Origin of the sequence: Kitasatospora sp. NPDC052868, assembly GCF_044547105.1 — a bacterium.
GTDB lineage: Bacteria > Actinomycetota > Actinomycetes > Streptomycetales > Streptomycetaceae > Kitasatospora.
Genome location: NZ_JBITZW010000008.1, coordinates 83,015 through 108,037, shown reverse-complemented (window position 1 = coordinate 108,037; position 25,023 = coordinate 83,015). Strand labels below are relative to the sequence as shown.

The following is a 25,023-nucleotide window of genomic DNA, read 5'->3' as shown; positions in this document are numbered from 1 at the left end:
CTCAGCTCGGCCGGCGGGCGGCCAAGGAGTTCAGCAGGGCCGCGCCGCGTTCGGCGTCGCCGACGCTGACGGCGAAGTCGGCGCCCTTGCGGGGGCGGATCACCAGGCACTCGCCGCTGCGCAGCATCACCGTCGTGCCCAGGCCGTTCAGCCGGTAGCCCCAGCCGCCGGCCTGGGCGGGCGTGCGGTGTTCGGCGCGGGCGGAGGCGATGTCCTCGGCGGACCAGCGGCGGACCGGCCAGCCGAGCGGTCCGAAGGCGACGGAGAGGCCGGCGGGTGTGACGACCGCCTGGACCGTGGAGCAGCAGAGCACCGCCACGGACGCGAACGCGGTGGGGAGGACCAGCCCCCAGGGGAGGCCGGTCAGACCCCCGGCGGCGGCGAGGAGGGCGGCCACGGCGGTGAGGCCGGTGAGGGCGGCGATCAGGGCGAGCCAGGGGTTCGTGGTGCGGGAGAGCCAGGCGAAGCGCGCGCCTTCGGGGATGTCGAGGTGCGGGCCGTCGGCCGGCGGGGTGGCCGCCGGGGTGGCCGGGGAGGGAGCGGGCGTCGGGTGGGCGCTGCGGCGGGCGATCAGCCAGGCGAGCAGGCCCGCGATGGCCGAGGCGGCCACGGCGAGCAGGACGGCCAGGCCGACCGGTCGGGCGTCCTGCCAGGTGGCGCGGTCCAGGTTGGCGCGGACGATGGACATCTGAGCGGCCGTCAGGAGGGCTCCGGCGGAGAACAGGGCGGGCGCGGTCCAGAGGGGGGTGGCGGTGCCGGTGCCGGTGCCCGGGCTTTGGGTCGCGCGTCGGCCGATGACCGCGACCGTGAGAACGAGGACCGCCCAGATCGCGGCGGGCCCGAGCGACGCCGCCCAGAGCGGCATCGAGCCGTCGGGGGAGCTGCCGCTCCAGTGGGTGGCGACCGGGTCGGGCAGCCGGTCGGCGGCGATCCAGGGCAGCACGGCCAGGATGACCGTCACCCCGGCTGCCCAGGCGGCGGCGCCCCATCGGGCGCGGGTCTTGGGAACCGGTCGGTCGTTCACGCTATCCCCCTGATCATTTCGATGAGATCGGCCCTGCTGTAGCCCTGGAGTGCCGCGTCGTCGACGAGCAGGCGGACCCGGGCGAGGAGGTCGGACCGCTGGTCGGCCCCCTCGGCGACGGTCACGCCGCGGCCGCGGCGGAACTCCAGTACCCCTTCGTCGCGCAGTGTGCGCAGACCGCGCAGGACGGTGTTGGCGTTGACGCCCAGTGCCCGGGAGAGGTCCCGGGCCGGGGGCAGCCGGTCGCCCGGGGCGCATTCGCCCTCGGCGATCGCGCGCCGGATCGCTCCCGCCACCTGCTCGTGCAGTGGGCGGGTGTCGGTGGTGTCCAGCTTCAGCAACATGGTGCTAGTGAACATAGCACCATATGTTTCTTTGGGCGGCGGGATCTTGGCCGGCTGGCTGCGTGAAGGCGTGAAGGCGTGAAGGCGTGACTGTGTGAAGGCGTGACTGTGCGATGGTGCGGATGCGCGCAGGCGTGGATGTGTCGAAGGCCCGGTGCGGCCACCTCGGGAGGTGGCCGCACCGGGCCTTCGGCTGCTCGGGTGCGGTCGGGCCGGCGGGAGGGGTCAGCTCCTGGCGGCGGCCGCGCGCGGCTTCCCGCAGCCGCAGGAGCGGCGGACGACCAGGTGCGCGGGGAAGGTCCGGGCGCCGGCGCCGGCCTCGGGCTCGATGCCCAGGACCAGGTCGACGGCGGTGCGTGCCATGGCGTCCTGCGGGGAGCCCACCGTGGTGAGCGCGGGCCCGGCGATGACGGCCTCGGCGATGTCGTCGAACGCGGCGACCGCGAGATCCTCCGGGACGCGGATGCCCAGGTCGTCGGCGGCCCGGAGCAGGCCGATCGCCTGGTCGTCGGTCGCGCAGAAGACGGCGGTGGGCCGGTCGGGGCGGGCGAGCAGGGTGCGTGCCACGGCGTGGGCGCGGACCCGGTCGAACGGCGCGGTGGTCAGCTGCTCCTCGATGGGGCGGCCGCCGGCGGGCAGGCCGGCATCGGCCAGGGCGGCGGCCCAGCCCGCGGTGCGGGAGGTGACCGGGTCGCTCGGGCTGAGCGCGAAGGTGCCGCCGAAGCAGTGCACCTCGGCGTGCCCGTGGTCGAGCAGGTGGCGGACGGCCTGTTGGGCGCCGCCCTCGTCGTCGGCGACCACCGCGACGCCGTCGGGGCTCTCCGCGCGGTGGTGGAGCAGGACGACGCGGGTGCCGTCGGTCGCGTCGAAGCCGGTGATGCCGGGGGCGGACGGGTCCTGGGTGACCAGGATCAGGCCGTCGACCTGCATGCCGAGGAAGGCGCGGATGTAGTGCGCCTCGCGTTCGTTGGCGTAGTCGGAGTTGCCGATCAGCAGGAGTCGTCCGCGCTCGGTGGCGGCCTGCTCCACCATGTGCGCGAGCCCGGCGAAGAAGGGCTGCCGGGCGTCCGGGACGACCATGCCGATCAGGTTGCTTCGGCGCCGGGCCATCGCCTGGGCGACGCCGTTGGGCCGGTAGCCCAGCTCCTCGACGGCGGCCAGGACCTTCGCCCGGGTCGCGGCGGCGACGGGGCGCGGGCCGTTGTTGATCACATAGCTCACCACGGCGGTGGAGGTGCCGGCCAGCCTGGCCACGTCGTCACGGGTCACTCTTGACATGCGGGTGAGCCTACAGAGGTGTTCGTCCGATGATCGGACGGTCTCGTGGATAGGAGGCGGTTGGGTCGAGGTTTGGTGACGCAGGGTGATGGGACGGTGGGGCGGTTGGTGCTGTCGGGGTGGGGGGTGTTGTGGAGTGCGAGGGGGCGTGGCCGAGGCTTTGGGGCGTGAACCTGGAGGCTCGCGCCCATCTGGGGCTCCGTGTGCTGGCCCACGCGGGCCCGGTGCGGCGCGGGAAGTCGGACCGGCCGACTTCCCACGCCGGCTGCCGGGGTCGCTCCGAGGAGTCGGCGGCGGGGCGGGTGGCGCGTCGGCGCGGTGCTCAGTCGGCGCCGGTGGCGCGCGGCGCCCCTGCGGGGTCGGGGGAGGCGGGGGAGCGGAACGCGGCGGGGGAGGAGCCGGGTCTTCTGTCCATGGCTGTGCTGCTGCCCTTCGGTTCGACGGCTGTTGGCGGCCAGCCTAGGCATGTCCATGCCATCAAACAATGGGGCAAAGGTCCCGGCTCCTGGCGCGGGGGCGCCGCGGGGGCGTCCGCGGATGGGCATCCGCGGGTGGGCGTCACGCAGGCGTCACGCCGACCCGCGGAGCGCGCGTCAGCCGCCCAGGCAGTCGCGGACCGCCGCGACGAGGCGGTTGGCGCGCGCGTCACCATGTCCGATCATTCGGTTGGCGACGTACCCGAAGCCGATGCCGAACTCGTCGTCGCCGAAGGCGAACTGGCCGCCCGCGCCGTCGTTGCCGAAGCTGCGGGCGCCCAGCATCGGGCGGAACGCGGCCGAGTCGACCAGCACGCCCGAGCCCCAGCGGGCGCCCAGGTCGAAGCCGAGCCAGCCCGGGCCGGAGGACAGTTCGCGGACGGCGTCCGTCACGGTGTCCGGGCTCAGCAGCCGCTCCCGGCCGTCGATGCCGGTGACGGCCGCCGCGTACAGGCCCGCCAGTCCGCTCGCGGAGGCGACCGCGCCGGCGCCGGGCAGCTCGATCATGTGCAGCGCAGGGTCGTTCCAGCCGTGCGGCTCGTCCAGGCCGGGGAAGACGAGCGCGCCGTTCATCGTGACGATGCGGGTCAGCAGGTGCTCGGGGCCCGGCATCGGACGGCGGCCCTCGGCCTCGACCAGGCGGGCCAGTCGGTCGAGCTCGCCGACGGGCAGGCCGAGCCAGGCCCGCAGGCCCAGCTGGTCGCCGACGGCCTGGCGGAAGTACGCGCCCGGGGTGAGGTCGGTGATCCGGCGGACGACCTCGCCGAGCAGGAAACCGAACACGTGGCCGTGGTACTCGTGCGTGGCGCCGGGCTCCCAGATCGGCTTCTGCTCCTCGATGGCGCGGACCACCGGGGTCCAGGCGGCGATCTCCTCGAAGGTGAGCACCCGGTCGAGGACGGGGACGCCCGCGCGGTGGCCGAGGACCATCCGGGAGGTGATCGCCTCCTTGCCGTGCTGCCCGAACTCCGGCCAGTAGCGGCTCACCGGGGCGTCGAGGTCGAGCCGGCCCTGCTGGGCGAGCAGGAGGACGCAGAGGCTGACGATGCCCTTGGCGCAGGAGAAGACCGGGACGACGGTGTCCTGCTCCCAGAGCCGGCCGGTGCGCTCGTCCGCGACTCCGCCCCACAGGTCCACGACCTTGCGCCCGTCGGCGAACACGGTGACGGCGGAGCCGAGTTCGGGGAAGTCGGCGAAGTTCTGCGCGAACGCGTCGGCGACGGCCCCGAAGCGTTCGTCGGCCCATCCGCTGTGCTGCTGCATGGCTGGTTCGTTCTCTTCCTGGCGTGCGGAGGTGCGGCGCGAGGTCCGTACCGGTTGACCGGGTCACGGTACGGTGGTGTGCCTCCCGGCACGAACGGTTTTCGACGGCTTTCCGGCCGCGCCGGCTTGTGACCGCCGGGCGGGGGTGAGGGCCGGGTCTGGGGCGGTTGGCCTCGCGGCGGCCTGCGGAGCGGCGTCCGGAGGCCTCAGGGGGCCAGCGCCGCCGTGATGACGCGGTCCAGTGCGCGGTCGAAGGTGGCATCCGGATCGCCCGGTGGGCCGGAGGTGGCGAACGCTTCGGCGAGGTGCGGGAATTCGCCGCTCATGGCCGCCGTGTACAGGTAACCCACCAGCTCCGCCTGCCACTTGGCCCCGGCGGAAGCGGTCTGCTCGTACTGCGCGTACTGGCAGACGAACCCGTTGAGCAGCGACATCGCCTCCATTCGGGAGGTGCCGTCCAGGCCGCTGGGCGCGGTGACGGCGAGGAAGTGCTCGGTGTAGCGCAGGCCGTTCGGGCCGATGCCCGGCCGGGCGATCACCAGGGCGGGCAGCCAGGGGTGGCGGCGCAGCACGGTCAACTGCTGGTGCGCGAGCCGGCGCAGGTCCTCGCGGCAGTCGCCGGTGGGCTCGGCGGGGAACTCGTACTCGGCGGCGGCCGCGTCGAGCATCAGGTCGAGCAGGTGCTCCTTCTTCGGGACGTAGTTGTAGAGCGACATCGTGCCCGCTCCGAGCGCGGCGGCCACCCGTCGCATGGAGACCGCCTCCAGGCCCTCGGTGTCCGCGATGGCGATGGCGGCCGCGGCGATCGAGGCGCGACTGTGGGCCGGCTTGGGGCCGCGGCCGGTGCGCTCCGGGCGCAGCCAGATCAGCTCGGGCGCCTCGGGGGCGACGGGTCTGGGAGTCGACTCGGGCGCGGCTGGACCGGGCGTAACCGGACCGGGCGCCGCCGACTCGGGGGCGGCGGCGGGCTCGGGTGCTGGGGGCTTCTTGGACGGCACGGAACGATCACCTCGCCCCCATCTTAGATACGTACGGCGTACGTAGTACGATGCGGCTGCGCGCACTTCTACGTACGCTGTACCTAGAGAAGGGAACGCCCATGTCCGACACGCCCATGTCCGGCACCATCTCCGACACGCCCAGGTCCGGCACGCCCATGTCCGGCACCATGTCCGGAGCTGTCTCCGGCGCCGTGCCCGCACCCGACGGCAGTCGGCCCGCCATCGAGATGGTGGGCGTGGTGAAGCGGTTCGGCGCCACCGAGGCGCTGCGCGGCCTCGACCTCGCCGTCCCCGCAGGTACCGTCTGCGGCCTGCTCGGCCCCAACGGCGCCGGCAAGACCACCGCCGTCCGGGTGCTCGCCACGCTCGCCGCCCCCGACCGGGGCACCGCCCGGGTCGCCGGGTACGACGTGGTGCGCGAGGCCGAGGCCGTCCGCCGCCGGATCGGACTCGCCGGACAGCACGCCGCCGTCGACGAGGGCCTCACCGGCCGGGACAACCTCCGGCTGTTCGGGCGGCTGCACCGCCTCGGAGCCCGGGGTGCCCGCTCACGGGCCGACGAACTACTGGAGCGCTTCGACCTCGTCGAGGCCGGCGGACGCCTGGTGCGCACCTACTCCGGCGGCATGCGGCGCAGGCTCGACCTGGTCGCCAGCCTGGTCACCAGCCCGCCCGTGCTCTTCCTGGACGAGCCGACCACCGGGCTCGACCCGCGCAGCCGCCAGGAGATCTGGTCCACCGTAAGGGAGTTGGCCGAGGGCGGGACGACCGTACTGCTCACCACCCAGTACCTGGAGGAGGCGGACCGGCTGGCCGACGACATCGTCGTGGTCGACCAGGGCGCCGCCATCGCCACCGGACCGCCGGACCGGCTCAAGGCGGCGATCGGCACCCGGCTCTCGGTCACGCTCGCGGACCCTGATCAACTCGGCACCGCCGTCGTGGTGTTGTCGCGGCTGGCAGGCGGGGACGCGGCGGTGGACCCGTTCGAGCGGACCGTCTCGGTGGTGTCGCAGCCCGGGTCGACCATCCTGCTCCCCGCGCTGGTCAGGGAGTTGGACGCGGTCGGGGTGGTCGCGCAGGACGTCGCGCTGCGCCCGCCGTCGCTCGACGACGTCTTCCTCGCGCTCACCGCCGACAACTCCCCGAGGAGGGCCGCCTGATGGCCGCCTACACCGCTCCGCCTGCCGGGTCCGGCGCCCGGTCCACCTCCGGGTCCGCCCCTGGTTTCACTCCCGGCCTGACCCCGGGTGCCGGCGCCGGTGCCGCCGGCGGGATCGGCCGACTGGTCGCGGACACCTGCTCCTCGGCGCTTCGGGTACTGCTCGCCTACCGCCACTCACCCGGACTGGTGGTCGCCTCGCTGGCGGTCCCGGTGGTGCTGGTGGTGGTCTTCGGATACGTCCTCGGCAGCGCCATGCAGGTGCCCGGCGGAAACTACCGCGAGTTCCTGATGCCGGGACTGTTCGCGATGGTGGCCGTCAACGGCATCATGCCGACCATGGTCGGCGCCGCCCGGGACATCGGGCGCGGCGTCACCGACCGGCTGCGCTCGATGCCGGTGTCCCGGACCGGACTTCTGCTCGGCCAGACCCTGGCGGACCTCCTGGTCAGCGTCTGCGTCCTCGCTCTGATGGTCGGGGTCGGGCTGGCGGCCGGCTGGCGGATCAGGGGCGGACTCGCCGACGCGGCAGGCGCGTTCGCGCTGCTGCTGCTCTTCCGCTTCGTGATGACCTGGGTCGGCACCTGCCTCGGCCTGATCGTCGGCAAGGAGGAGACGGCCGGCCAACTCGCCGTCATGGTCTTCCCCTTGGCCATGGTCACCAACGCGTACACGCCGACCGGCGGGATGCCGGGCTGGCTGCGGCTGATCGCGGACTGGAACCCGGTGAGCGCGGTGGTCCAGGCCTGCCGTGAGCTCTTCGGCAACCCGGCGGCGGTCGGGCCGGCGTGGCCGCTGCAGCACGCGGTGCCCGCCGCGCTGCTCTGGTGCGCGCTGCTGGCGGCGGTGTTCGGCCCGCTGGCGGTACGGAAGTTCGCCACGCACGGGCGGTGATGGTCTGACTGGTGCCCGGCGGTTCGCCGAGTCCTTGCGCCGAGTCCTTGCGCCGCAGGCGAAATGTGCTGGACACCGGGGCCGGTGCGGCAGAGGGTGAGCGGCATGGAGTTCACCCATCTCGGCCGTACCGGCCTGACCGTCTCCCGACTCTGCCTGGGCACCATGAACTTCGGTCCGCACACCGAGGAGTCCGACGCCCATCTGATCATGGACACCGCCCACGAGCGGGGTATCAACTTCTTCGACACCGCCAACGCGTACGGACGCGACCCCGAGGGCAACCTCAAGGGCCGTACCGAGGAGATCATCGGCAGATGGTTCGCCCAGGGCGGCGGCCGCCGTGAGCGCACCGTGCTGGCCACCAAGGCCTACGCCCCGATGGGCGACTGGCCCAACGACGGCCGGCTCTCCGCGCTCGCCATCCGGCGCGCGGTGGACGCCAGCCTGCGCCGCCTGGGCACGGACTACATCGACCTCTACCAGATGCACCACATCGACCGGGACACGCCGTGGGAGGAGGCGTGGCAGGCGATGGAGGTCCTGGTCGCCCAGGGCAAGATCGTCTACGTCGGCTCCAGCAACTTCGCCGGCTGGCACATCGCCCAGGCCCAGGAGGCCGCCCGGGCCCGGCACTTCCTCGGCCTGGTGAGCGAGCAGTCGCTCTACAACCTGCTGGACCGCGCCGTCGAGCTGGAGGTCATCCCCGCCCTCCAGCACTACGGCCTCGGCCTGCTCCCGTGGTCCCCGCTGCGCAGCGGCCTGCTCGGCGGCGTCCTGCGCAAGGAGCGCGAGGGCACCGGCGTCCGCGGCGCGATGGGTCACGCCAGCGAGATCCTGGCCGCCAACCGCGAACGCATCCAGGCCTACGAGGACTTCGCCGCCGAACTCGGCGAGGACCCGGCGGACATCGCCCTCGCCTGGCTGCTCACCCGCCCCGCCGTCACCGCCCCGATCGTCGGCCCGCGCACCCTCGCCCACCTCGAAGGCGCCCTGCGCGCCCTCGAGGTGACGCTCGACCAGAAGACCCTCGACCGCCTCGACGAGATCTTCCCCGGCCACCAGCCGGCCCCGGAGGACTACGCCTGGTAGGACCGGACTCCGTTACCCGGCGTGGCTCCGGTGGCTGCCCCTTGTCGACAAGGGGCAGCCACCAAGTCGCCGGGCCGGCTGCGGTGTTGTGCTCAGGAGGCCGGGTTGCCGACCAGCTGGAGCGGGCCGTTCAGGGTGTTGGGGGTGCAGCCCGGGCCGGTGAGGGTCAGGTGGTCGCGGGTGTTCACCACGCTCAGCGGGCCGGTCAGGACGGTGCCGCAGAACTGCACCGTGCCGGCGCCCACCGCCTGGACCGGGCCGGTGAGGTCCGAGCCCCTGACGACCAGGCTCGCCCCGGCGCGGACCACGATCGGGCCGGTCTGTCGGGCGTCGGTCAGGCAGGTGGTACCGGCGGCGACCACCAGCGGGCCGGTGTGGCGGCCCGTCACGGTGGTGGTGCAGGCCGGACCGGTCGGCACCTTGGCACGGAAGTCCAGCGCGTAGGCGAGCTTGCCGGGCTTGGCCTCGGTGATCGGCGTGCTCAGCTTGCCGAACTCGCCGCCGGTGGGCTTCTTGCCCGCGTTCCACGGGTTCAGCCGGCCCAGCTGGTCGGCGGTGCGGCCGTCGGCCACCACGGCGGCGCCCGGCAGGGCCGACATGGCCTGCGAGGCCGTCCGGACCGCGGCCAGGTAGGAGGCGGCGTCGGTGCTGTCGTAGGAGCCGGGCAGGCCGATGCCCTGGCCGCGCAGCCAGTCGCCCCAGAGGAACTCCAGGTACTCGGCCGCGTCGTCCGGTACCGAGTAGCCGATGTCGCGGGTGAAGTAGACCAGGCTGCGGTACGGGTCGTCGTGGAAGTACGCCAGGCCCAGGTGCTGCGGCAGCTGCTCGACGGTGACCGGCTGGTTCCGCTCGTCGACCAGGCGGACCCAGTTGCGGGCCTGCATGGCCTGCCAGAAGGCGGCGGGCGACAGGTCGCCGAGGTTGGCCTGGACGATCAGCCGGATGTGCAGCCGCGGCCCGCCGTCCGGAGTCTCCAGGAAGGACGTCAGGGTGTGGTGGCCGTCGGTCAGGTAGAGCGCGCCGCCCGGGCCGACGACGACGGTCTTCATCTCGGCGCGGCTGGCGTCGGTCTCCTGGCCCAGCGGGATGGTGCAGGTGAAGCTCGACGGGTCGGAGAGGCGCGCGCCCGGCTGCACCGTGGCGGCCACGCCCTGGCCGTTGGTCTCGCACCAGTCGTCGAAGCGCTTGTTGACGGAGCCGTTCAGCTCGTCCTTGGGGGAGGCGTAGCGGCCGAGCTTGTAGAAGACCTCGTCGTAGCCGACCGAGGACTGGGTGGGACGCAGCTGGTCGAGGGTCACGTCCAGCAGATCCCCGGGCCGGGCCTGCAGGGCGGCACCCGGGGCGGGCGCGGTGGCCGCCGCGGCCGGGCCGGCGAGGCCCGCCAGGCCGCCGAGCGCGAGCACGCCGGCCGCTGCGGCGGCGAGCACCCCGCGGCCCGGGCGACGGTGCTGGGGGGACGGCGCGGGGCCGGTGCTCATGGGTTCTCCTGCGGGTCGGCGGCCGATGGCAATCGCTGCTGGCGCACATCCAGCCATTGGCCACGGCTCAACCGGTGTCCGTGGGGTGGCACCCAGGTGGCTGCTGCGTGAAGCCTGTCCACCGCAGCCCGCCCGTCGGCGGAGTGGCCCAGGTGTACCGCCCGGCAGGCAGGCGGTCGGTTGCCGCCTGCCTGCCGGGGTGGGGTTACTTCAGGTGGCGGTCGAAGAAGCGGTTTCCGTCCTCGACCTCGAACCACGGGGTGCCGGTGTGGCCGCCCAGGTTGGCGTGCAGGGTCTTCTCCCTGCTGCCGAAGGCGTCGAAGAGGTCCAGGGCCCGCTGGCGGGGGTTGCCCTCGTCGTCCCACTGGAGCAGGAACAGCAGCGGGATGGTGACCTGTCGGGCCTCCTCGCGCTGGGCGCGGGGCACGTAGCCCCCGGCGAAGAAGCCGGCGGCCGTGATGCGCGGGTCGACCGCTGCCAGCCGGATGCCGACGGCGGTCCACCCGCCGTACCCGACCGGGCCGGTGATCCCGGGCAGGGCGAGGAGGGCGTCCAGGGTGGTCTGCCACTCCGGGACGGTCTTCTCGACCAGCGGGCCGATGAAGGACTCGAAGATCTCGTCGACCGGCTCGCCCGCCGTCATGGCCCGGCGGAGTTCGGCGCGGGCCTGGTCGTCGGCGGCGGAACGGGGCCGGTCGCCGTGCCCGGGGGCGTCGATGGCGGCCACCGCGTAGCCGCACGCGGCGGACTGACGGGCCCGGGCCATCAGCCGCGGCTCCCGCCGGTGCAGACCGCCGTTGTGGGACATCAGGATCAGCGGGGTCGGTGCGGCAGGGTCGGTGGACTCGGCAGGGTCGGCGGATGCGGGCGTCCAGAGGGTGCCGGGGATCTCGCCGAGGGTGAACTCGCGCTCGATGACGCCGTCGTCGAAGCGCTGCTCGGAAGTGAACTGCATGGGTCGTGCCTTTCGGGAGTGCTGCTGAACGGCGCTCCCGGACGACCTATCGCCCGACCGTGACCCCGGAGGAGAGCACCAACGTGAACATGTTCACGGGTACCACCTCCTCGTTCTCTCGCACGGCCTCCGGAAAGGTAGCAGTGGCCGCGGCGGTCCGCCCAACGGTTTTTGCGGGCGGGTCGGTGGAGGCCTGGACCCGCCCGCAGCCCGGCGGCCCGGCTCCCTGGGGAGGAGCCGGGCCGCCGGGGTCACGGGTCAGGAGACCAGCTTGATGACCGCCTCCGCCGCGGCCTTGCCCGCCGCGGACACGATCGCCTTCACGAGGTCGCCGAGCGCTCCCGTGACGCCGGCCGCGAGGGTGTCCGTCGCGTCCAGGTCGGCCTTGAAGGTGCCGTTGAGGATGCCGTCCCACTTCTCGGTGATCTTCGGGTTGTTGCCGGTGAACGTGAAGTCGTCGTTGCGGTCCGGGGTACCGAAGGGCAGACCGGCGACGGTCCCCTCGGTGTGGCCGGAGTGCTGGAAGGTGAACACGGTTCCGTCCGGCGTCATCACGGCGGCGGTGATCGTGTAGTCGATGTTGTCGAAACCGCTGTCGTGGGCGTGCGTGCTGAACGAGAAGAAGCCGTCCTGCCGCATCACGACGTGCGCCGAGCCTCCGATGGCGATGTCGGTGGTGACATTCTGGTCGAAGTTCTTGCTCGACGTGTCGTACCAGAACCGGTCCTGGACGGAGCCGTCGCCGCCGACGAACCAGATCTCCATGCTGCCGGGGATCCGGGAGACGGCCGCGATGCCGCCGGTGGTGGAGGCGCTGCCGGCGGGCGAGAGTTCGAAGGCCTGCCAGGCGTTGCCCTCGTACCAGTAGCGGTCCTGGACGGAGCCGTTGGCGCCGGTGAACCAGACCTCCATGCTGCCGGGGATCCGGGAGACGGCCGCGATGCCGCCGGTGGTGGAGGCGCTGCCGGGCGGCGCGAGTTCGTAGCGCTTCCAGGGGGATCCGTCGTACCAGTACGCGGCCTGGACGGAGCCGTTGGCGCCGGTGAACCAGAGTTCCATGCTGCCGGGGATACGCGACACCGCGGCGATGCTGCCGTTGGTGGAGACGCTGCCGGGGGGCGCGAGCTCGTAGCGCTTCCACGGGGACCCGTCGTACCAGTAGGACGCCTGGATGGAGCCGTTGGCGCCGACCCACCAGAGCTCCATGCTGCCGGGGATGCGGGAGACGGCGGCGATTCCGCCGTTGGTGGAGGCGCTGCCGGGCGGCGCGAGTTCGTAGCGCTTCCAGGGGGATCCGTCGTACCAGTACGCGGCCTGGACCGAGCCGTTGGCGCCGACCCACCAGAGCTCCATGCTGCCCGGGATGCGCGACACGGCCGCGATGCCACCGTTGGTGGAGGCGCTGCCGGGCGGCGCCACCTCATAGCGCTTCCACGGCGACCCGTCGTACCAGTACGCCCCCTGCACCGATCCGTTCGAGGCGACCCACCAGACCTCCATGCTGCCGTCGATCCGCGAGACCGCCGCGAGGCGGCTCGACTGCGCCGCGCTGTCGGCCGACGAGAGAGTGAATTGGTTCCAACTCATCTTGGATCCTCCAGTAGTGCGCTGTCCCAACAGAGCCGGGCCGAAGATCCCGGCCCGGGCGCGTGAGGCCTCGACCGGCGTCCCGGACCGAGTGCTCAACGCGTGCTCTTACGTTAGGAATTCGCGACGACCGGAGCATGAGGCCGTGGTCCCGGATGTGTCCCGGGACCAGTGTCCCGACCGGCCTGCCCTGCCATGGGACCACCGGTCGGCCGGTGCCCCGACCGGCTGCCCGCCGTCCCATGGCAGCAGCCGGACCTCACCAGCGGTCAGATCGACGCCTCGTCGGTCGGCGAGGCCGCGGCAGCCGCACCACCGCGCGGCCCGTACGGGCGGAGGACCATCAGCGAGTCCTCCAGGGTCGCCACCATGGCGAAGGGGAACCGGTCGAGCTCCAGGCAGAGCGCGACATCGTCAGGATGGACCCCTTCGCGCACCCCGGTCCTCAGCTCCGCGGCGGCGAGCGACTCGTCGGCGCGGCGGAGGAACCCGGCCGGATCCACCTCGGCCCCGGCGGCCCTCCGGGCGATGTACTGGGCGCACGCCAGGTCCTCGTCGGCCTGCCCGTCCTCGCCCGTGACCACGAACGTGACGCTGTCGCACCCGCGGGTCCGCAACAGCCGGGCCGTCGCCTCCGCCACCACGAAGCCGGCACACAGCACCAGCGAGGCCTCCTTGACCGCGAGCGCGCCGACCGTCCCTGCCGTGGTCTTCTGCACAACGGTCCGTCCGCCAAGGTCGATCGACCGCATCAGGCCCGGCGAGTTGACGGTGTCGAACCCGGGCGTGGCCGGACCGTCCTTGACCGCCACCCAGTCCGGGTGACGGGCCTTGAGTGCCATGGCCTCGTCCAGCGACCCGGCAAGAACGATCTTCTCCGCCCCCTGGGCAAAGGCCCAGGCGGCCACGGTGAAAGCGCGCATGACGTCGACAACGACCGCTACGGACGGGACTTCGACCAATTCGGCGATACCAAGAAAACGAGCATCCATCGGATCATAATCACGTATGCCCGGCCCGTAGCACCCGGGCAGTGGTGCGCGTCACGCTGACGGGTCCTGCTCGCCGTCGTCGACGGTGTCGTCCTCGCGCCGCTGTGACCCGTGGCCGGCTCTGCTCCGGGGGCCGTCGGCTGCCTCACCCGGAGGCCTCGGTGGGCGCGGTCTCCCCGTATTCCCCGTTGCGGGCTTTCGGTGGGCCTGGGGCGTACTCGTCGGTCACCAGGGGGCGCTGTGGTAGCACTGCACGCATGACGGACAGGCCGGTTGAGCGGGGCGGATACCACCACGGTTCGCTGCCCGAGGCGCTGGTGGCGGTGGCACTGGGGCTGCTGGACGAGCAGGGGCAGCAGAAGGTGACGATGCGTGAGGTGGCGCGCCGGGCGGGGGTGTCGCCCGCCGCGCCGTTTCGGCACTTCGCCGATCGGGGCGCGCTGCTCACCGAGGTCGCGGACCGGGTGCTGGCGGACTTCGAGCGGTGGCAGCGGTCCGAGGTCGAGGAGGACGAGGGCGGGCGCGGGGCGCTTCGGGCGATGGGGTTGGGCTTCGTCCGGTACGCGATCCACCACCCGCACCGGTTCGAGCTGGTCCGGTCGAGGGTGTTCGCCACCTCCCGGCAGCCCGAGTTGGAGCAGCGGCTGGCCGGGATCGACCAGGCGTACGCGGGGTTCATCGCGGCCGACCAGGAGGCCGGCCGGCTGCGGCCGGGGGATCCGGAGATGGTGGGGCTGGCCGGGCAGGCGCTGGTGTACGGGCTGTCCCAGATGATCATCGACGGCTACCTGCCGGTCGGGGAGGCGGAGAAGCTGGCCGCGCAGGTGCTGGACACCTTCGGCCAGGGAATCGCCAACCCCCGTTGATTTAAAGGCCTTTGGGGTGTGACGAGCCTTGACCGGGTCTCCGTGCGCTGATGTAATCACCGCTTACATGGGGGATGGAGACAGCTGGAGGCAGCGATGTTCGCAAAACCGACTCCGGGCTACACCACCGCGGCCGCGACCGGGGACGCCGTGGTCCTGCTGATCGGCATGCGCATCAACCGGTTCTGGGCCGTCCACCACTGGGGCCCGGTGTTCTTCGCGATGCTGCGGATGCTGTACGAACTGGCCAAGCAGCCCGAACGCGGGCTGCGCGGGCGCATCCTGCTGACCGCCTCGCCGCGCACGTACTACGTGGTGCAGTACTGGGAGTCCAAGGAGAAGCTGTACGCGTACGCGTCGGCGCCCGACGGGTTCCACCACACGGTGTGGGGGATCGCCAACCGCAAGCTGCGCGAGGGCCGGATCCGGCAGCACGTGGGGCTGTGGCACGAGACGTACATGGCGCCGGAGGGGTCGTACGAGGCGGTCTACTTCGACATGCCGCCGTTCGGGCTGGCGGCGGCCCACGGCTCGCTGCCGGTGGAGAGCCGGGGGAAGAGCGCGCGGGCCCGGCTCGCGTTCCGGTCGGGTGCGGGTGGCGAAGGGAAGGCGGATGAGGGGGCGTCAGGCGGCTGTCCGTTGGCGGAGGCCGCACTGGTCGAGGCCGCACCGGTCGAGGCTGTGCCGGTCAAGGAGAAGCGGCTGATCTGAGCGGCCAGGGCGCGGGGCGGATGTCGGACATCCGCCCCGCCGCCTTTCTCGCGATCGGTAGTCGCGCCCTTACTCGGGGGCGCCGGCCGTGGTAGAAGGGGAATCCAGAAATCATTCCGGCCGGCTCACGGGAACGGGCGGCCGGCGGTGACCGGGGGCGGCGTGGCATTCGAGCATCGGAATCGGCTGATCGGCGAGCGCTACCGCCTCCAGGAGGTGCTGGGCGTCGGCGGGTTCGGGCGGGTGTGGAAGGCGTACGACCTGCTGCTGAACACCGACGTGGCGCTGAAGGAACTGCGCATGCCGGAGGCGGTCTCGGCCGGTGAGCGGGCCGAGCGGCTCGAACGCGCCGAACGCGAGGCGCGCAACGCCGCCCGGCTGCGGGACCACCCGAACATCGTCACCGTCCACGACGTCGTGATCCAGGACGGCGTGCCCTGGATCGTCATGCAGCTGGTCGAGGGGAGCTCGCTGCACGAGCACCTGCGGCACGGCCCGCTGCCCGAGAAACGCGCGGTGGACATCGCCGCAGCGCTGCTGGACGCGCTCGGCACGGCCCACCGGGCGGGCGTCGTGCACCGCGACATCAAGCCGGCCAACATCATGCTGGCCTCCGACGGCGGCATCCTCCTCACCGACTTCGGGATCGCCGTCCACCACACGGACAACACGCTGACACCGTCCGGGATGATCATCGGTTCGGCGGAGTACATGGCCCCGGAACGGGCGCGCGGCGAGGCCGGGGACGCGGCGAGCGACCTGTTCTCGCTCGGCGTCACGCTCTTCCACGCCGTCGAGGGCGTCTCACCGTTCCTGCGCGACAACCCGCTCGGCTCGCTCCACGCGGTCGCGTACGACGAGGCGCCCGCGATGCGGCGGGCCGGCCGTCTCGAACGGCTGATCGGCGAACTCCTCCAGAAGGATCCGAAGGACCGCCCCGACGTCGCCGGCGGGCTGGAGCTGCTGAACGCCGCGCCGACCGACCGGCTGACCGTATCGCCGGCGCCGACCGGACCGCCGACCGGACCGCCGGCCACCGCGTCCAACTGGGCCGTCTGGGGCACCGTGCTCGCCCTGGCCGCCGCCCTCACGGTGGGGCTCTACCACTGGAACCAGGGCTTCGCGGACTTCGCCACGGAGCAGCTGAAGCTGGCCGACGACGCCTGGTCGGCCAAACAGGGCGACTGCCTCCACCACGACAAGCGGGCCGGCGTGGACGACCCCTGGGTGCAGGTCCCGTGCTTCTCCGCGTCCGCCGACCACACGGTGGTGCTGTCCGCCGTCTCCGGCGACCAGGGCTGCGGCCTGTCCGGGGGTACGGTCATCCGGGGGACCGGCGGCCTTGCCGCCCCCAGACTCTGCGTCGCATCGAGGTCGACCTCCGGGGTTGTGCCCGACCCGGTCGACGACACCGCCCCGCCGTCGTCACCCGCCCCGGGGCCGACCACCCCGAGCCCCGTCACCCGCACGCCCCCGCCCTCGGATCCGACGACCGTGCCGGTCTTCGACCCCGCGAGTCTCGACCGCAAGTCCACCGACACCACGGCGCTGACCCCCGCGGGACTGCTCCCCACCTCCTTCACCGACTCCCGGAACGTGCGCTACACCCGCAAGGCCTCCGGCACGCACCCGTGCGTCCGGGACTCCCAGGACGAGACCGTCCAACGGGTCCTGCGTGCCTCCGGCTGCGACATCGTCGTCACCGGCTCCTTCGTGGACGAGGCCAACGAGGTGCTGGTCTCCGTCTGGGTCGTACCGATGGCGGACAAGGCGACGGCCCAGACCGCCTACGACGCGCTCGACGACTCCTCCTCCGATGACTGGGGCCTGTGGTGCCCCCAGGACGGCCCGGGGTCGCAGCTCTGCGACGACCGGGACACCAGCCGCGTCACGGAGTCCGGCTACCGGGGTCTGCACCACCGCTACCTGATCCACACGCGGGCGCTGTTCATCAACTTCAGCGAGGACTCGGCCGGCAAGCCGCGGGTGCAGGCGGCGGCGGACGCCGCGGTCTCGCAGGCCGGGCCGCCCAACTACCGGCGCTGAGGGGGCGCCCGGTCCGGCCGGGCCCGGTTGGGTTCGGTTCGCTGAACAGGTGTCGCGGGACGGCCCCGCCCGCTCGCCGTGAGAGCGTCGGGGGATGGCGGATGGTGAGGCGGTCATTCACGAGGTGCCGTATTACGCGCAGTGGGAATCGGCGGGGCTGGTACGGGAGATCATCGAGGGCGCGGTGCACGCCGAGGACGACCCGCGGTGGGGGGCGTCCGGGGCGAGTACGCCCGAGGAGTACGCGTTCTGGTCGTGGCGGCTGTGCGGGGTGGCGTGCCTGCGGATGGCCCTGGACTACTGGTGGGGGGTCGCGCCGGCGGCGGTGGCCCTGGCCGGGGAGCTGGTCGAGGCCGGGGCCTACGTACGGGACGGGGGCCGGCTGGCGGGCCTGGTCCACGAGCCGTTCGCCGGGTACGTGCGGCAGCGGTGGGGGCTGGCGGCGCAGACCCGCGCGGAGCTGCCGGCCACCGCCGTCGCGCAGGAGGTGGCCCGGGGGCGGCTGGCGATGGTGTCGGTGCACCCGGCGATCCGGGATCCGCGCGGGCCGGAGCCGGAGCGGCGGGGCGGGCACCTGGTGCTGGTGGTCGGCGCCACGGGGACCGGGCTGGTGATCCACAACCCGTCCGGCTTCGCGGGGGAGTCCCAGGACTACGCGCACGTGCCGTGGCGGCGGTTCGAACGGTTCTCGGCGGGCCGGGGGATCGTGCTCGGTCCCCCGGCCCCGGCCCCGGGCCCGCAGTAGCGGTCGGTCGGTGACCGCGCTTCGACCGGTCCGGAAGAGCCGGCCCCGCTACGCCGTCGCCGCCGGCAGGCCGATCGGGTTGATGGGCGGCAGCGCGCTGCGACAGAGCGCCGAGATCGGCTTGAGCGCGGCGGCCAGCCGGTCGAGCTCGGCGCGCGGGTAGCCCTCCCAGACCCGGGCGGCGGCCAGGTCGGTGGCGGCCTCCAGGGACTGGTGGCGGATCCGGCCGCACTCGGTGATCGTGCCGCGCTCGGTCACCCAGCCGCGCTCGACCAGGCGGGCGGCGGCGGCCTCCCACTCCTCGTCCGTCCACCCGCGCATCGGCTGCAGCACCTCGCGGCGCACGTCCAGCGCGGAACGCACCACCAGCGCCTCGCAGCCGTCCAGCCCGGCCGAGACCAGCGCGGCCACGTGCCCGTCGCCCCGGTGCTCGCGCATCACGGTGGCGGCCTGCCACAGGCGCCCGTACGGGCCGACCGGGCGGGGGAGGGCGGCGTTGGCGGCGGAGAGCACCCGGCCGCCGCAGTCCAGGCGGGCGACCGCCTGCTCCAACAGGTCCGCCACCAGCTCGATCTGCTCCGGCTTCACGTGCTCCAGCAGCCGGGCGAGCGCCGCCGAGGCGCCCTCGACCCGGGCGGCCAGCGCGGCCTCGGGTGCGGCCCGCGCCCACACGTCCGGCAGGGCGCGCTCCACCATCGAGGGCGCGAAGCTGAAGAACGCGGCGATCACCGGCGGCGCGTCCACCGCGCCCAGCGGCGCCGAACGGCCGGCGAAGTAGCCGCGCCAGCCGCCGCGCAGCCCGGCCGCCTCGAAGGCCGCACGGCCCTCGGGGGAGAAGTAGGTGACGGCGTGCACCGGCTCGAAGAGCCACCACAGGGCCCGGGCGGGGTGGACCAGATCGGCCAACGGAAGACCTTCCTCGGAGGGACTCGGAGGGACTCGGAGGGGCTTGCGGGGACTTGCAGGTACGGGGGCGTGGGGGAGCCGCCGACGGGCACCACGGCGGCGGTCACGATACTGCGCATATGGTGTGACGAGGGTCACGGGGAGGTCTCACTGTTCACTTTGCGCCAGCGCCCCGCGAGATGATGGTGCGGGGTGCCCGCTCCCGGCCACCCCGACCCTCGTGTGAAGGCAACGGAAATGGCGCAGATCAACCCCAGCATCCTGTCCGCGGACTTCGCCCGGCTCGCCGACGAGGCCGAGGCCGTCAGGGGCTCGGACTGGCTGCACGTCGACGTGATGGACAACCACTTCGTGCCCAACCTCACCCTGGGCGTCCCGATCGTCGAGTCGCTCGCCCGGGCCACCGACATCCCCCTCGACTGCCACCTGATGATCGAGGACCCGGACCGCTGGGCCCCGCAGTACGTCGAGGCCGGGGCCGGATCGGTCACCTTCCACGTCGAGGCCGCCGCCGCACCCGTCCGGCTGGCCCGCGAGATCCGGGCCAAGGGCGCCCGCGCGTCCATGGCGCTCAAGCCGGCCACCCCGATCGAGCCGTACGAGGACCTGCTGCCCGAGCTGGACATGCTGCTGATCATGACGGTCGAGCCCGGCTTCGGCGGCCAGGCCTTCCTGGACATCATGCTGCCGAAGATCCGCCGCACCCGGCAGCTGATCGAGAAGCACGGCCTGGAGCTGTGGCTGCAGGTGGACGGCGGCGTCTCCGCGAGCACCATCGAGCGCTGCGCCGAGGCCGGCGCGGACGTCTTCGTGGCCGGCTCGGCGGTGTACGGCGCGGCGGACCCGGCCGAGGCCGTCCGCAACCTGCGCGCGCTCGCCGACGCGGCCACGACGGACGCGCCCTGGGGCTGCGCGCACTGAGCGAGGGGGCGGGGGCGCCGTCCTGCTCCTGCTCCTGCTCCTGCTTCGATCCTGACCCGGCCGCGTTCTGCGGGGCTCGCAGAACGCGGCCGGGTGCTGCATGATCGGGAACGACCCCCGGCCCCCGGCCGGCCCCGACCCGTACGGTGGTGGACCAGCGCCATGAGCAACCTCGACCTCAAGCCCGCACCCAGCCGCTGCGGCGGCGAGGCCGACAGCGGCCCGGTGAAGGAACTGCTGACCGGCCGCCAGGTCCCGCTGGGCGAGAGCACGGTCGTCCGCCGGCTGCTCCCCAACCTCGGCCGGCGGATGGTCGGAGCCTGGTGCTTCGTCGACCACTACGGCCCGGACGACATCGCCGACGAGCCCGGCATGCAGGTCCCGCCGCACCCGCACATGGGCCTGCAGACGGTCAGCTGGCTGCACCAGGGCGAGGTGCTGCACCGCGACAGCCTCGGCAGCCTCCAGACCGTCCGCCCCTACGAGCTGGGCCTGATGACCTCCGGCCGGGCGATCTCCCACTCCGAGGAGTCCCCGCGCGAGCACGCCCGCTTCCTGGAGGGCGCCCAGCTCTGGGTCGCCCTCCCGGACGCCCACCGGCACACCGCCCCGACCTTCGAGCACCACGCCGAGCTGCCCGTCGTCACCGCCCCCGGCCTGCGCGGCACCGTCATCATGGGCACCCTCGACACCGCCACCTCCCCCGGCACCGCCTACACCCCCCTCACCGGCGCGGACCTCGCCCTCACCGAGGGCGCCGACCTCAAACTCCCCCTGGAGCCAGGCTTCGAGTACGCCGTGCTGTCCATGTCCGGCAGCGTCGACGTCGACGGCGTCCGCGTCGAGCCCGGCTCGATGCTCTACCTCGGCTGCGGCCGCCGCGAACTCCCCCTGCAGGCCCGCACGAACGCCTCCGTCCTCCTCCTCGGCGGCGAGCCGTTCGAGGAGAAGCTGGTCATGTGGTGGAACTTCATCGGCCGCACCGGCGAGGAGATCACCCAGGCCCGCGAGGACTGGATGACCACGGCCCGCTTCGGCGAGGTGCACGGCTACGACGGCGCCCGCCTGCGGGCGCCGGAGCTGCCCGCCACCCCGTTGAAGGCCCGAGGACGGGCTCGCTGACCTACGGCGCCGCTGCCCGAGCGGGCTCTTCTTCGTTCATTACCAACACAGTTGGACGGGTATCCGCTGGGCCCCCCGGCTCACGCGGGCGAGATGTCCGGCGAGTTCCGCTGCTATCCTCGTCTCGCCCAGTGACATGCCTGGGCGAGGCTTGCGGGGGTCCGGGGGAGCAATGAAGCCGCGTCTGGTGTTCGTGCATGGGATCGGCAAACCGCGGGACGCCGCCTCGGAGTTGGACGCGTGGCTGGACGCGCTGACCAGCGGTGCTCGGGCTGCTGGGCATCTCCGGCGGGCCGAAGCGCTGCTGCGGGGTGACCAGGTGGATGTCCGATTCGCCTACTACACAGACCTGTTCACCGCGGATGGTGCCCAGCATGCGGAAACCCCGGAGGATGTGACCGGCGCCGAGGCGGAGCCACTGGCCGAGTTGCTGCTGGACGCACTCGACACGCGGCTGGTCGACCCGCAGAGTGAGCACGAGGCGCGAGTGCTGCGGCGAGCCAGGGCTCAACTGGCTCCCGAGGGAGAGCAGCAGGGGATCGGCGACGCGTTCCGGCGGACGCTCAACGCGGCGAACACCCTGCTGGCGCTGCCCGGCCTGCGCACGTTCGGCGGTTGGGCGAGTGCCGCGATCATGGTCAGCCACCTCGGCCAGGTCAAGCGCTATCTGGCCCGTCAGGAGAAGGACGGGGCCGGCCTCAGCCTGGACCAGCGCATTCGCGGCCGAGTCGCTACGGAGCTGAATCCCACGGGCCCCACCGTCGTCGTCGCCCACTCCCTGGGAACGGTGGTCACCTTCGAGGCGCTGCACGATCACTCCGGTACCGTGCCGCTGTTGGTCACCCTGGGCTCGCCGATCGGGATGCGTACGGCGGTGCGCCACCGGATGCGTCCGCAACCGCTACAGGTGCCCGCGCCGGTGGCTCAGTGGCTGAACTTCTGGGATCGTGACGACCTCGTCGCCGGGCACCCTCACCTGGAGAAATCCATTACCGCGAACGGGACCTCGGTCAGTCCGGTCAGCCGCCGGGTCGACTCCGACGGGGTGTTGACCCACGCGGCGCTCAAGTACCTCGCACAGCCCGGCGTGGCCGGGCCCATCCTCGAGGCTCTTGAGGCAGTCACGGCCGAATGACCGCCCTGTCGTCACCTCGCCACCTCCTGGTGATCGCACCGCAGTGCCCGGACATGGGGCTACTGACCGGATTGGAGGAGAAGGCGGATTCCCTGCACGCCACCCTGTTGGACCACCGGGTGGGCGGCTGCGTGCCCGTACCCGGAGCAGCCTCGCTGCTGTGCGGCCAGTCGGTAACGCAGGCGCAGATCGAGGAGGCGGTCCGCGGCGCGGCACGCCGTGCCGGCGCGGCCGGAGCCGAACTCGTGCTCGCCTTCATCGGCCACGGCATGACCCACGGCGGGATTCCCAAGCTGTTCATGATGGCGGGCGACTCGCGTCGTGACGAGCCGACCACGGATGTGGACGTCGGCGAGCTCCTGACCCAGGCGTTGGACACCCAAGGGGTCCAGGGGGTGATCGCACTGGTGGACACCTGCCATGCCGGCGGTGCCGTCCCGGACATCGCCGCCTTGGGCACGGGGATCCGCAGGGGCACGATCAACCTGGCGCTGCTGATGTCGGTCGGGGTCGACGAGGGGGCACACGGCCTCGCGTTCACTCAAGGCCTGACGCAAATGCTGCGCGCCGGTATCCCAGGGGCCGGCAGGTACCTGTCGGCGGAAGACCTCCGGGACGCCGTCAACCAGGCGATGAACACCAGCGCCCGGGTGGTGGGGGCGAACGGCGATCCGTTCGGGGGGCGGCTGTGGCTGGCTCACAACAACCGCTACGCGCAGGGTGGTGAGCGGCTACTGGGCCAGGTCGGCGCGGAGGACCTGCACAGAGCGTTGCTGCCCCTTGAGGAGAGGCTGCTCCCGAAGCCGGTCTCCGGTTCGGCGGACCTGGCGGACCTTCGGCAGAAGCTCCAGGCTCTCGCACCAACCGAGGCGGCAGGCCCCGACGACATCGCCTATGCCCTGCGGGTCGTCGACGGGCTCGTCGACGCCTCGCGCACCGCCGCTCTGCTCCGGTCCTGGCCCGGCGGGGCGCTGACGTCGGAGCGGTTGCGGCGCGCGGTGTCAGCGGTCGGTGGCACCGCACTCTCCTGCCAGGGGGCCGGTGGCAGCGAGCTCTTACGCGACTGCGTCGAATCACTCCGGCTCCGGGCTCCGCGGGTCGGGGACAGCCGTGTCGCACCGCTGGCCGCGTTCCTCGCCACGCTCGCCGTCGAGGACGGGTTGAGGCCTGATGAACCGTCGCTTTCCCTCTGGGCCAAGGAAGCCGACGCCGTCATCGAGCTGAACGACGCCTTTGAGAACCTGGCCAGGCAGCAGGCCGGTTCCCGGCTGCGACTGGTGGTCAGCCTGCATGCGGCGGTTGCCGACGAGTGGCCGGAGACCCTGCTGGCCTGGCTGCTCGACGGCGGCCGGCTGGTGGAACACAAGGAATTCGACTGCTCCCCCACCCAGCGCGGGGTCGAACAGCGGCTCGCGGCCGTACTGACGTGGGCCCATGGTCATGCCCGACAGGTCGGTGTCGGCCTCAAGCGTGTCGAGATCGCGGCTTCCTCGACCCTGCTGCTGCGCTGGCGACCGGAGGAGACGAACCTCGGGGTCCGGCTGGGAGCCCTCTACGATGTCGGGCTCCGGTGGAGCGACAGACTGTGCGTGCCAGCCCATCTCTGGTGGATCAACGTCGCCGCTCGCGACCAGCTCGCCGCGATGACGGCCGAGCAAGGCAACGGCGCCCCGGTGGACTGGCTCGGCCTGTCGGAGGCCGGGAACATCGAGGAGCTGACCAGACGGGTGCGGGACGGTGCCCATGCGCGGGCACTGGCGATCAGTCACTTGCCGAACCGGATGGAGGAGTCCATGCCGCTGCTGCTCGCCCTGGCACCGATCGTGCTCTGGCCCGGGCACAAGGGCGAACTGGCCGCAGCAGCCCGTGAGAGCGTGGAACGCTACTGGAGCAGGCTCCCGAACGAGTTCAGCGCCGCCTATCGCAGCACCTGGAAGGAACGCGCCGAGCAGGAGTGCGCGGAGGGGCCTGCCGCGCTGGCGCGGATCCGGTCCGTGTGGCATGACACCGACTGGCTGGACTTCTGCGACTGGTTCGACACCCGCCCAACCGATGGAGAGAACGCGCTATGACCTGGAGCCCCTTCTATGTCGGCGACGGGGAACCCCGGAGTGTGCACCTCGGAGACCCGCCGCCGTGGCGCAGCTTTCCCCGTCCGGCACTGCACCGCCAGTTCCGACCGCCGGCGGGCCTCATCGAGGCGGTCAACGCGGCACTCGCACTGCGTCGTCCACTGCTCCTCACCGGTGCTCCCGGCTCCGGCAAGTCCACGGTCATCGAGCAGGTGGCAGCCGAGTTGACGCTCGGCGACGTGCTGCGCTGGCACATCACCTCCCGCAGCACGCTTGCGGAGGCGCTCTACCGCTACGACGCGCTCGGCCGGATCCACGCCCAGCGGCTCGAGGGCGGCACGGGTAGCGACGACATCGCCCCCTTCCTGCAGATGGGGCCGCTGGGGACGGCGCTGTTGCCCGCCGAACGACCTCGTGCACTGCTGATCGACGAGATCGACAAGAGCGACCTCGACCTGCCCAGCGACCTGCTCGACGTGCTGGAACGGGGCGAGTTCGAGGTCCCCGAGCTGGCCAGGTACCGCGAGGAGGTCGTCCACGTCCGCGAGTGGGGTGGCGAGGCCCGCCATCCCGTGACCAAAGGCCGGGTCCGCTGCAGCGGGTTCCCGTTCATCGTGATGACGAGTAACGGCGAACGGGACTTCCCGGCCGCGTTCCTGCGCCGCTGCATCCGCTACACGATGCCGGAGCCGACGGCCGAGTCGCTGCACCAGATCGTGGCCGCGCACCTGGAGATCCCCGACGACCTGTCCGACTCCGTCGACACGGTCGTCACAGGCTTCGTGGAGCGGCTGGCGGCCGGCGAAAGCCTCGCCGTGGACCAACTGCTGAACGCCGTCCACCTGGTGACCAGCGCGAGCGCTCCGACCGACGAGGACGTTCAGGCCGTCCTGGACCTGGTCCTCAACGAGCTGTCCCGTGCCTGACCGGTCGGCCTCGGACGGGAGGGCCGC

Annotated in this window: 22 protein-coding genes; 12 read left to right on the top strand and 10 right to left on the bottom strand. The window is 72.6% G+C overall.

Annotation, left to right across the window (positions count from 1 at the left end; all coding sequences use genetic code 11):
- Nucleotide 1: 1 nt before the first annotated feature.
- The 5 genes from ACIGZJ_RS15730 to ACIGZJ_RS15710 all read right to left on the bottom strand — a co-directional run bounded on the left by ACIGZJ_RS15730 (nt 2) and on the right by ACIGZJ_RS15710 (nt 5,383).
- A complete protein-coding gene (locus tag ACIGZJ_RS15730) occupies nt 2-1,024 on the bottom strand; it encodes a DUF1648 domain-containing protein (RefSeq protein ID WP_396457734.1) in 1,023 nt (340 codons plus the stop codon).
- A complete protein-coding gene (locus ACIGZJ_RS15725) occupies nt 1,021-1,368 on the bottom strand; it encodes a GntR family transcriptional regulator (protein ID WP_396457733.1) in 348 nt (115 codons plus the stop codon). The genes ACIGZJ_RS15730 and ACIGZJ_RS15725 overlap by 4 nt, the downstream gene beginning before the upstream one ends.
- Nucleotides 1,369-1,593: 225 nt before the next feature.
- Entirely contained in the window at nt 1,594-2,646 is a 1,053-nt protein-coding gene (locus ACIGZJ_RS15720) for a LacI family DNA-binding transcriptional regulator (protein WP_396457732.1), read from the bottom strand.
- A gap of 593 nt (nt 2,647-3,239) precedes the next feature.
- Nucleotides 3,240-4,385 carry a serine hydrolase domain-containing protein gene (locus ACIGZJ_RS15715; protein WP_396457731.1) on the bottom strand — a complete coding sequence of 382 codons (1,146 nt, stop codon included), beginning with the start codon at nt 4,383-4,385 and terminating at the stop codon, nt 3,240-3,242.
- 206 nt (nt 4,386-4,591) lie between these two features.
- Nucleotides 4,592-5,383 (bottom strand): TetR/AcrR family transcriptional regulator, encoded by a 792-nt coding sequence (locus tag ACIGZJ_RS15710; RefSeq protein WP_396457730.1) that lies wholly within the window; start codon nt 5,381-5,383, stop codon nt 4,592-4,594.
- A gap of 230 nt (nt 5,384-5,613) precedes the next feature.
- Between ACIGZJ_RS15710 and ACIGZJ_RS15705 the strand changes: the two genes are divergently transcribed.
- The 3 genes from ACIGZJ_RS15705 (at nt 5,614) to ACIGZJ_RS15695 (ending at nt 8,534) form a co-directional block, all read left to right on the top strand.
- The gene (locus ACIGZJ_RS15705; protein ID WP_396457919.1) at nt 5,614-6,549 is read left to right on the top strand and encodes an ATP-binding cassette domain-containing protein; all 936 of its coding nucleotides are present in this window, start codon (nt 5,614-5,616) and stop codon (nt 6,547-6,549) included.
- The gene (locus tag ACIGZJ_RS15700; RefSeq protein WP_396457729.1) at nt 6,549-7,442 is read left to right on the top strand and encodes an ABC transporter permease; all 894 of its coding nucleotides are present in this window, start codon (nt 6,549-6,551) and stop codon (nt 7,440-7,442) included. Before ACIGZJ_RS15705 ends, ACIGZJ_RS15700 begins: the two co-directional genes overlap by 1 nt.
- 105 nt (nt 7,443-7,547) lie before the next feature.
- The gene (locus ACIGZJ_RS15695) at nt 7,548-8,534 is read left to right on the top strand and encodes an aldo/keto reductase (RefSeq protein ID WP_396457728.1); all 987 of its coding nucleotides are present in this window, start codon (nt 7,548-7,550) and stop codon (nt 8,532-8,534) included.
- 92 nt (nt 8,535-8,626) lie between these two features.
- Here ACIGZJ_RS15695 and ACIGZJ_RS15690 read toward each other — a convergent pair whose 3' ends face one another.
- The 4 genes from ACIGZJ_RS15690 to ACIGZJ_RS15675 form a co-directional block, all read right to left on the bottom strand.
- Nucleotides 8,627-10,012 carry a ParB/Srx family N-terminal domain-containing protein gene (locus tag ACIGZJ_RS15690; protein WP_396457727.1) on the bottom strand — a complete coding sequence of 462 codons (1,386 nt, stop codon included), beginning with the start codon at nt 10,010-10,012 and terminating at the stop codon, nt 8,627-8,629.
- A gap of 205 nt (nt 10,013-10,217) precedes the next feature.
- Nucleotides 10,218-10,967 carry a dienelactone hydrolase family protein gene (locus ACIGZJ_RS15685; protein WP_396457726.1) on the bottom strand — a complete coding sequence of 250 codons (750 nt, stop codon included), beginning with the start codon at nt 10,965-10,967 and terminating at the stop codon, nt 10,218-10,220.
- 258 nt (nt 10,968-11,225) lie between these two features.
- Nucleotides 11,226-12,554 carry a hypothetical protein gene (locus ACIGZJ_RS15680; RefSeq protein WP_396457725.1) on the bottom strand — a complete coding sequence of 443 codons (1,329 nt, stop codon included), beginning with the start codon at nt 12,552-12,554 and terminating at the stop codon, nt 11,226-11,228.
- Nucleotides 12,555-12,823: 269 nt separating this feature from the next.
- Nucleotides 12,824-13,546, bottom strand: coding sequence for a 2-phosphosulfolactate phosphatase (locus ACIGZJ_RS15675; RefSeq protein ID WP_396457724.1), 723 nt, complete (start codon nt 13,544-13,546; stop codon nt 12,824-12,826).
- A gap of 257 nt (nt 13,547-13,803) precedes the next feature.
- Here ACIGZJ_RS15675 and ACIGZJ_RS15670 point away from each other — a divergent pair, with 257 nt between their 5' ends.
- From ACIGZJ_RS15670 to ACIGZJ_RS15655, 4 genes are all read left to right on the top strand, one after another.
- Nucleotides 13,804-14,412, top strand: coding sequence for a TetR/AcrR family transcriptional regulator (locus ACIGZJ_RS15670; RefSeq protein WP_396457723.1), 609 nt, complete (start codon nt 13,804-13,806; stop codon nt 14,410-14,412).
- Between the two features lie 96 nt (nt 14,413-14,508).
- On the top strand, nt 14,509-15,123 hold the full coding sequence (locus ACIGZJ_RS15665; protein WP_396457722.1) for a DUF4188 domain-containing protein: 615 nt from the start codon (nt 14,509-14,511) through the stop codon (nt 15,121-15,123).
- A 162-nt stretch (nt 15,124-15,285) separates the two neighbouring features.
- Complete coding sequence (locus ACIGZJ_RS15660; protein ID WP_396457721.1) at nt 15,286-17,169, top strand: serine/threonine-protein kinase; 1,884 nt, start codon at nt 15,286-15,288, stop codon at nt 17,167-17,169.
- Nucleotides 17,170-17,263: 94 nt separating this feature from the next.
- Entirely contained in the window at nt 17,264-17,914 is a 651-nt protein-coding gene (locus tag ACIGZJ_RS15655; protein ID WP_396457720.1) for a C39 family peptidase, read from the top strand.
- Nucleotides 17,915-17,962: 48 nt separating this feature from the next.
- Here ACIGZJ_RS15655 and ACIGZJ_RS15650 read toward each other — a convergent pair whose 3' ends face one another.
- Nucleotides 17,963-18,820: a hypothetical protein gene (locus ACIGZJ_RS15650; protein WP_396457719.1), complete on the bottom strand. Its 858-nt coding sequence runs from the start codon at nt 18,818-18,820 to the stop codon at nt 17,963-17,965.
- Nucleotides 18,821-19,057: 237 nt separating this feature from the next.
- Here ACIGZJ_RS15650 and rpe point away from each other — a divergent pair, with 237 nt between their 5' ends.
- From rpe to ACIGZJ_RS15625, 5 genes are all read left to right on the top strand, one after another.
- On the top strand, nt 19,058-19,741 hold the full coding sequence (gene rpe / locus ACIGZJ_RS15645) for a ribulose-phosphate 3-epimerase (RefSeq protein ID WP_396457718.1): 684 nt from the start codon (nt 19,058-19,060) through the stop codon (nt 19,739-19,741).
- 162 nt (nt 19,742-19,903) lie between these two features.
- Nucleotides 19,904-20,863, top strand: coding sequence for a pirin family protein (locus tag ACIGZJ_RS15640; protein WP_396457717.1), 960 nt, complete (start codon nt 19,904-19,906; stop codon nt 20,861-20,863).
- A gap of 172 nt (nt 20,864-21,035) precedes the next feature.
- Nucleotides 21,036-21,998, top strand: coding sequence for an alpha/beta hydrolase (locus tag ACIGZJ_RS15635; RefSeq protein WP_396457716.1), 963 nt, complete (start codon nt 21,036-21,038; stop codon nt 21,996-21,998).
- The gene (locus ACIGZJ_RS15630) at nt 21,995-24,070 is read left to right on the top strand and encodes a hypothetical protein (protein WP_396457715.1); all 2,076 of its coding nucleotides are present in this window, start codon (nt 21,995-21,997) and stop codon (nt 24,068-24,070) included. The genes ACIGZJ_RS15635 and ACIGZJ_RS15630 overlap by 4 nt, the downstream gene beginning before the upstream one ends.
- A complete protein-coding gene (locus ACIGZJ_RS15625) occupies nt 24,067-24,996 on the top strand; it encodes an AAA family ATPase (protein WP_396457714.1) in 930 nt (309 codons plus the stop codon). The genes ACIGZJ_RS15630 and ACIGZJ_RS15625 overlap by 4 nt, the downstream gene beginning before the upstream one ends.
- Nucleotides 24,997-25,023: the final 27 nt, after the last annotated feature.

Excerpts from the sequence above, each read along its gene's own strand:
- ACIGZJ_RS15725 (WP_396457733.1), bottom strand. The coding sequence starts at position 1,368 with ATGTTGCTGAAGCTGGACACCACCGACACCCGCCCACTGCACGAGCAG.
- ACIGZJ_RS15695 (WP_396457728.1), top strand. The coding sequence starts at position 7,548 with ATGGAGTTCACCCATCTCGGCCGTACCGGCCTGACCGTCTCCCGACTC.
- ACIGZJ_RS15630 (WP_396457715.1), top strand. The coding sequence starts at position 21,995 with ATGACCGCCCTGTCGTCACCTCGCCACCTCCTGGTGATCGCACCGCAG.
- ACIGZJ_RS15685 (WP_396457726.1), bottom strand. The coding sequence starts at position 10,967 with ATGCAGTTCACTTCCGAGCAGCGCTTCGACGACGGCGTCATCGAGCGC.
- ACIGZJ_RS15655 (WP_396457720.1), top strand. The coding sequence starts at position 17,264 with ATGGCGGATGGTGAGGCGGTCATTCACGAGGTGCCGTATTACGCGCAG.
- ACIGZJ_RS15720 (WP_396457732.1), bottom strand. The coding sequence starts at position 2,646 with ATGTCAAGAGTGACCCGTGACGACGTGGCCAGGCTGGCCGGCACCTCC.
- ACIGZJ_RS15665 (WP_396457722.1), top strand. The coding sequence starts at position 14,509 with ATGTTCGCAAAACCGACTCCGGGCTACACCACCGCGGCCGCGACCGGG.
- rpe (WP_396457718.1), top strand. The coding sequence starts at position 19,058 with ATGGCGCAGATCAACCCCAGCATCCTGTCCGCGGACTTCGCCCGGCTC.
- ACIGZJ_RS15670 (WP_396457723.1), top strand. The coding sequence starts at position 13,804 with ATGACGGACAGGCCGGTTGAGCGGGGCGGATACCACCACGGTTCGCTG.
- ACIGZJ_RS15700 (WP_396457729.1), top strand. The coding sequence starts at position 6,549 with ATGGCCGCCTACACCGCTCCGCCTGCCGGGTCCGGCGCCCGGTCCACC.
- ACIGZJ_RS15715 (WP_396457731.1), bottom strand. The coding sequence starts at position 4,385 with ATGCAGCAGCACAGCGGATGGGCCGACGAACGCTTCGGGGCCGTCGCC.
- ACIGZJ_RS15640 (WP_396457717.1), top strand. The coding sequence starts at position 19,904 with ATGAGCAACCTCGACCTCAAGCCCGCACCCAGCCGCTGCGGCGGCGAG.
- ACIGZJ_RS15675 (WP_396457724.1), bottom strand. The coding sequence starts at position 13,546 with ATGGATGCTCGTTTTCTTGGTATCGCCGAATTGGTCGAAGTCCCGTCC.
- ACIGZJ_RS15625 (WP_396457714.1), top strand. The coding sequence starts at position 24,067 with ATGACCTGGAGCCCCTTCTATGTCGGCGACGGGGAACCCCGGAGTGTG.
- ACIGZJ_RS15635 (WP_396457716.1), top strand. The coding sequence starts at position 21,036 with ATGAAGCCGCGTCTGGTGTTCGTGCATGGGATCGGCAAACCGCGGGAC.
- ACIGZJ_RS15705 (WP_396457919.1), top strand. The coding sequence starts at position 5,614 with ATGGTGGGCGTGGTGAAGCGGTTCGGCGCCACCGAGGCGCTGCGCGGC.
- ACIGZJ_RS15680 (WP_396457725.1), bottom strand. The coding sequence starts at position 12,554 with ATGAGTTGGAACCAATTCACTCTCTCGTCGGCCGACAGCGCGGCGCAG.
- ACIGZJ_RS15690 (WP_396457727.1), bottom strand. The coding sequence starts at position 10,012 with ATGAGCACCGGCCCCGCGCCGTCCCCCCAGCACCGTCGCCCGGGCCGC.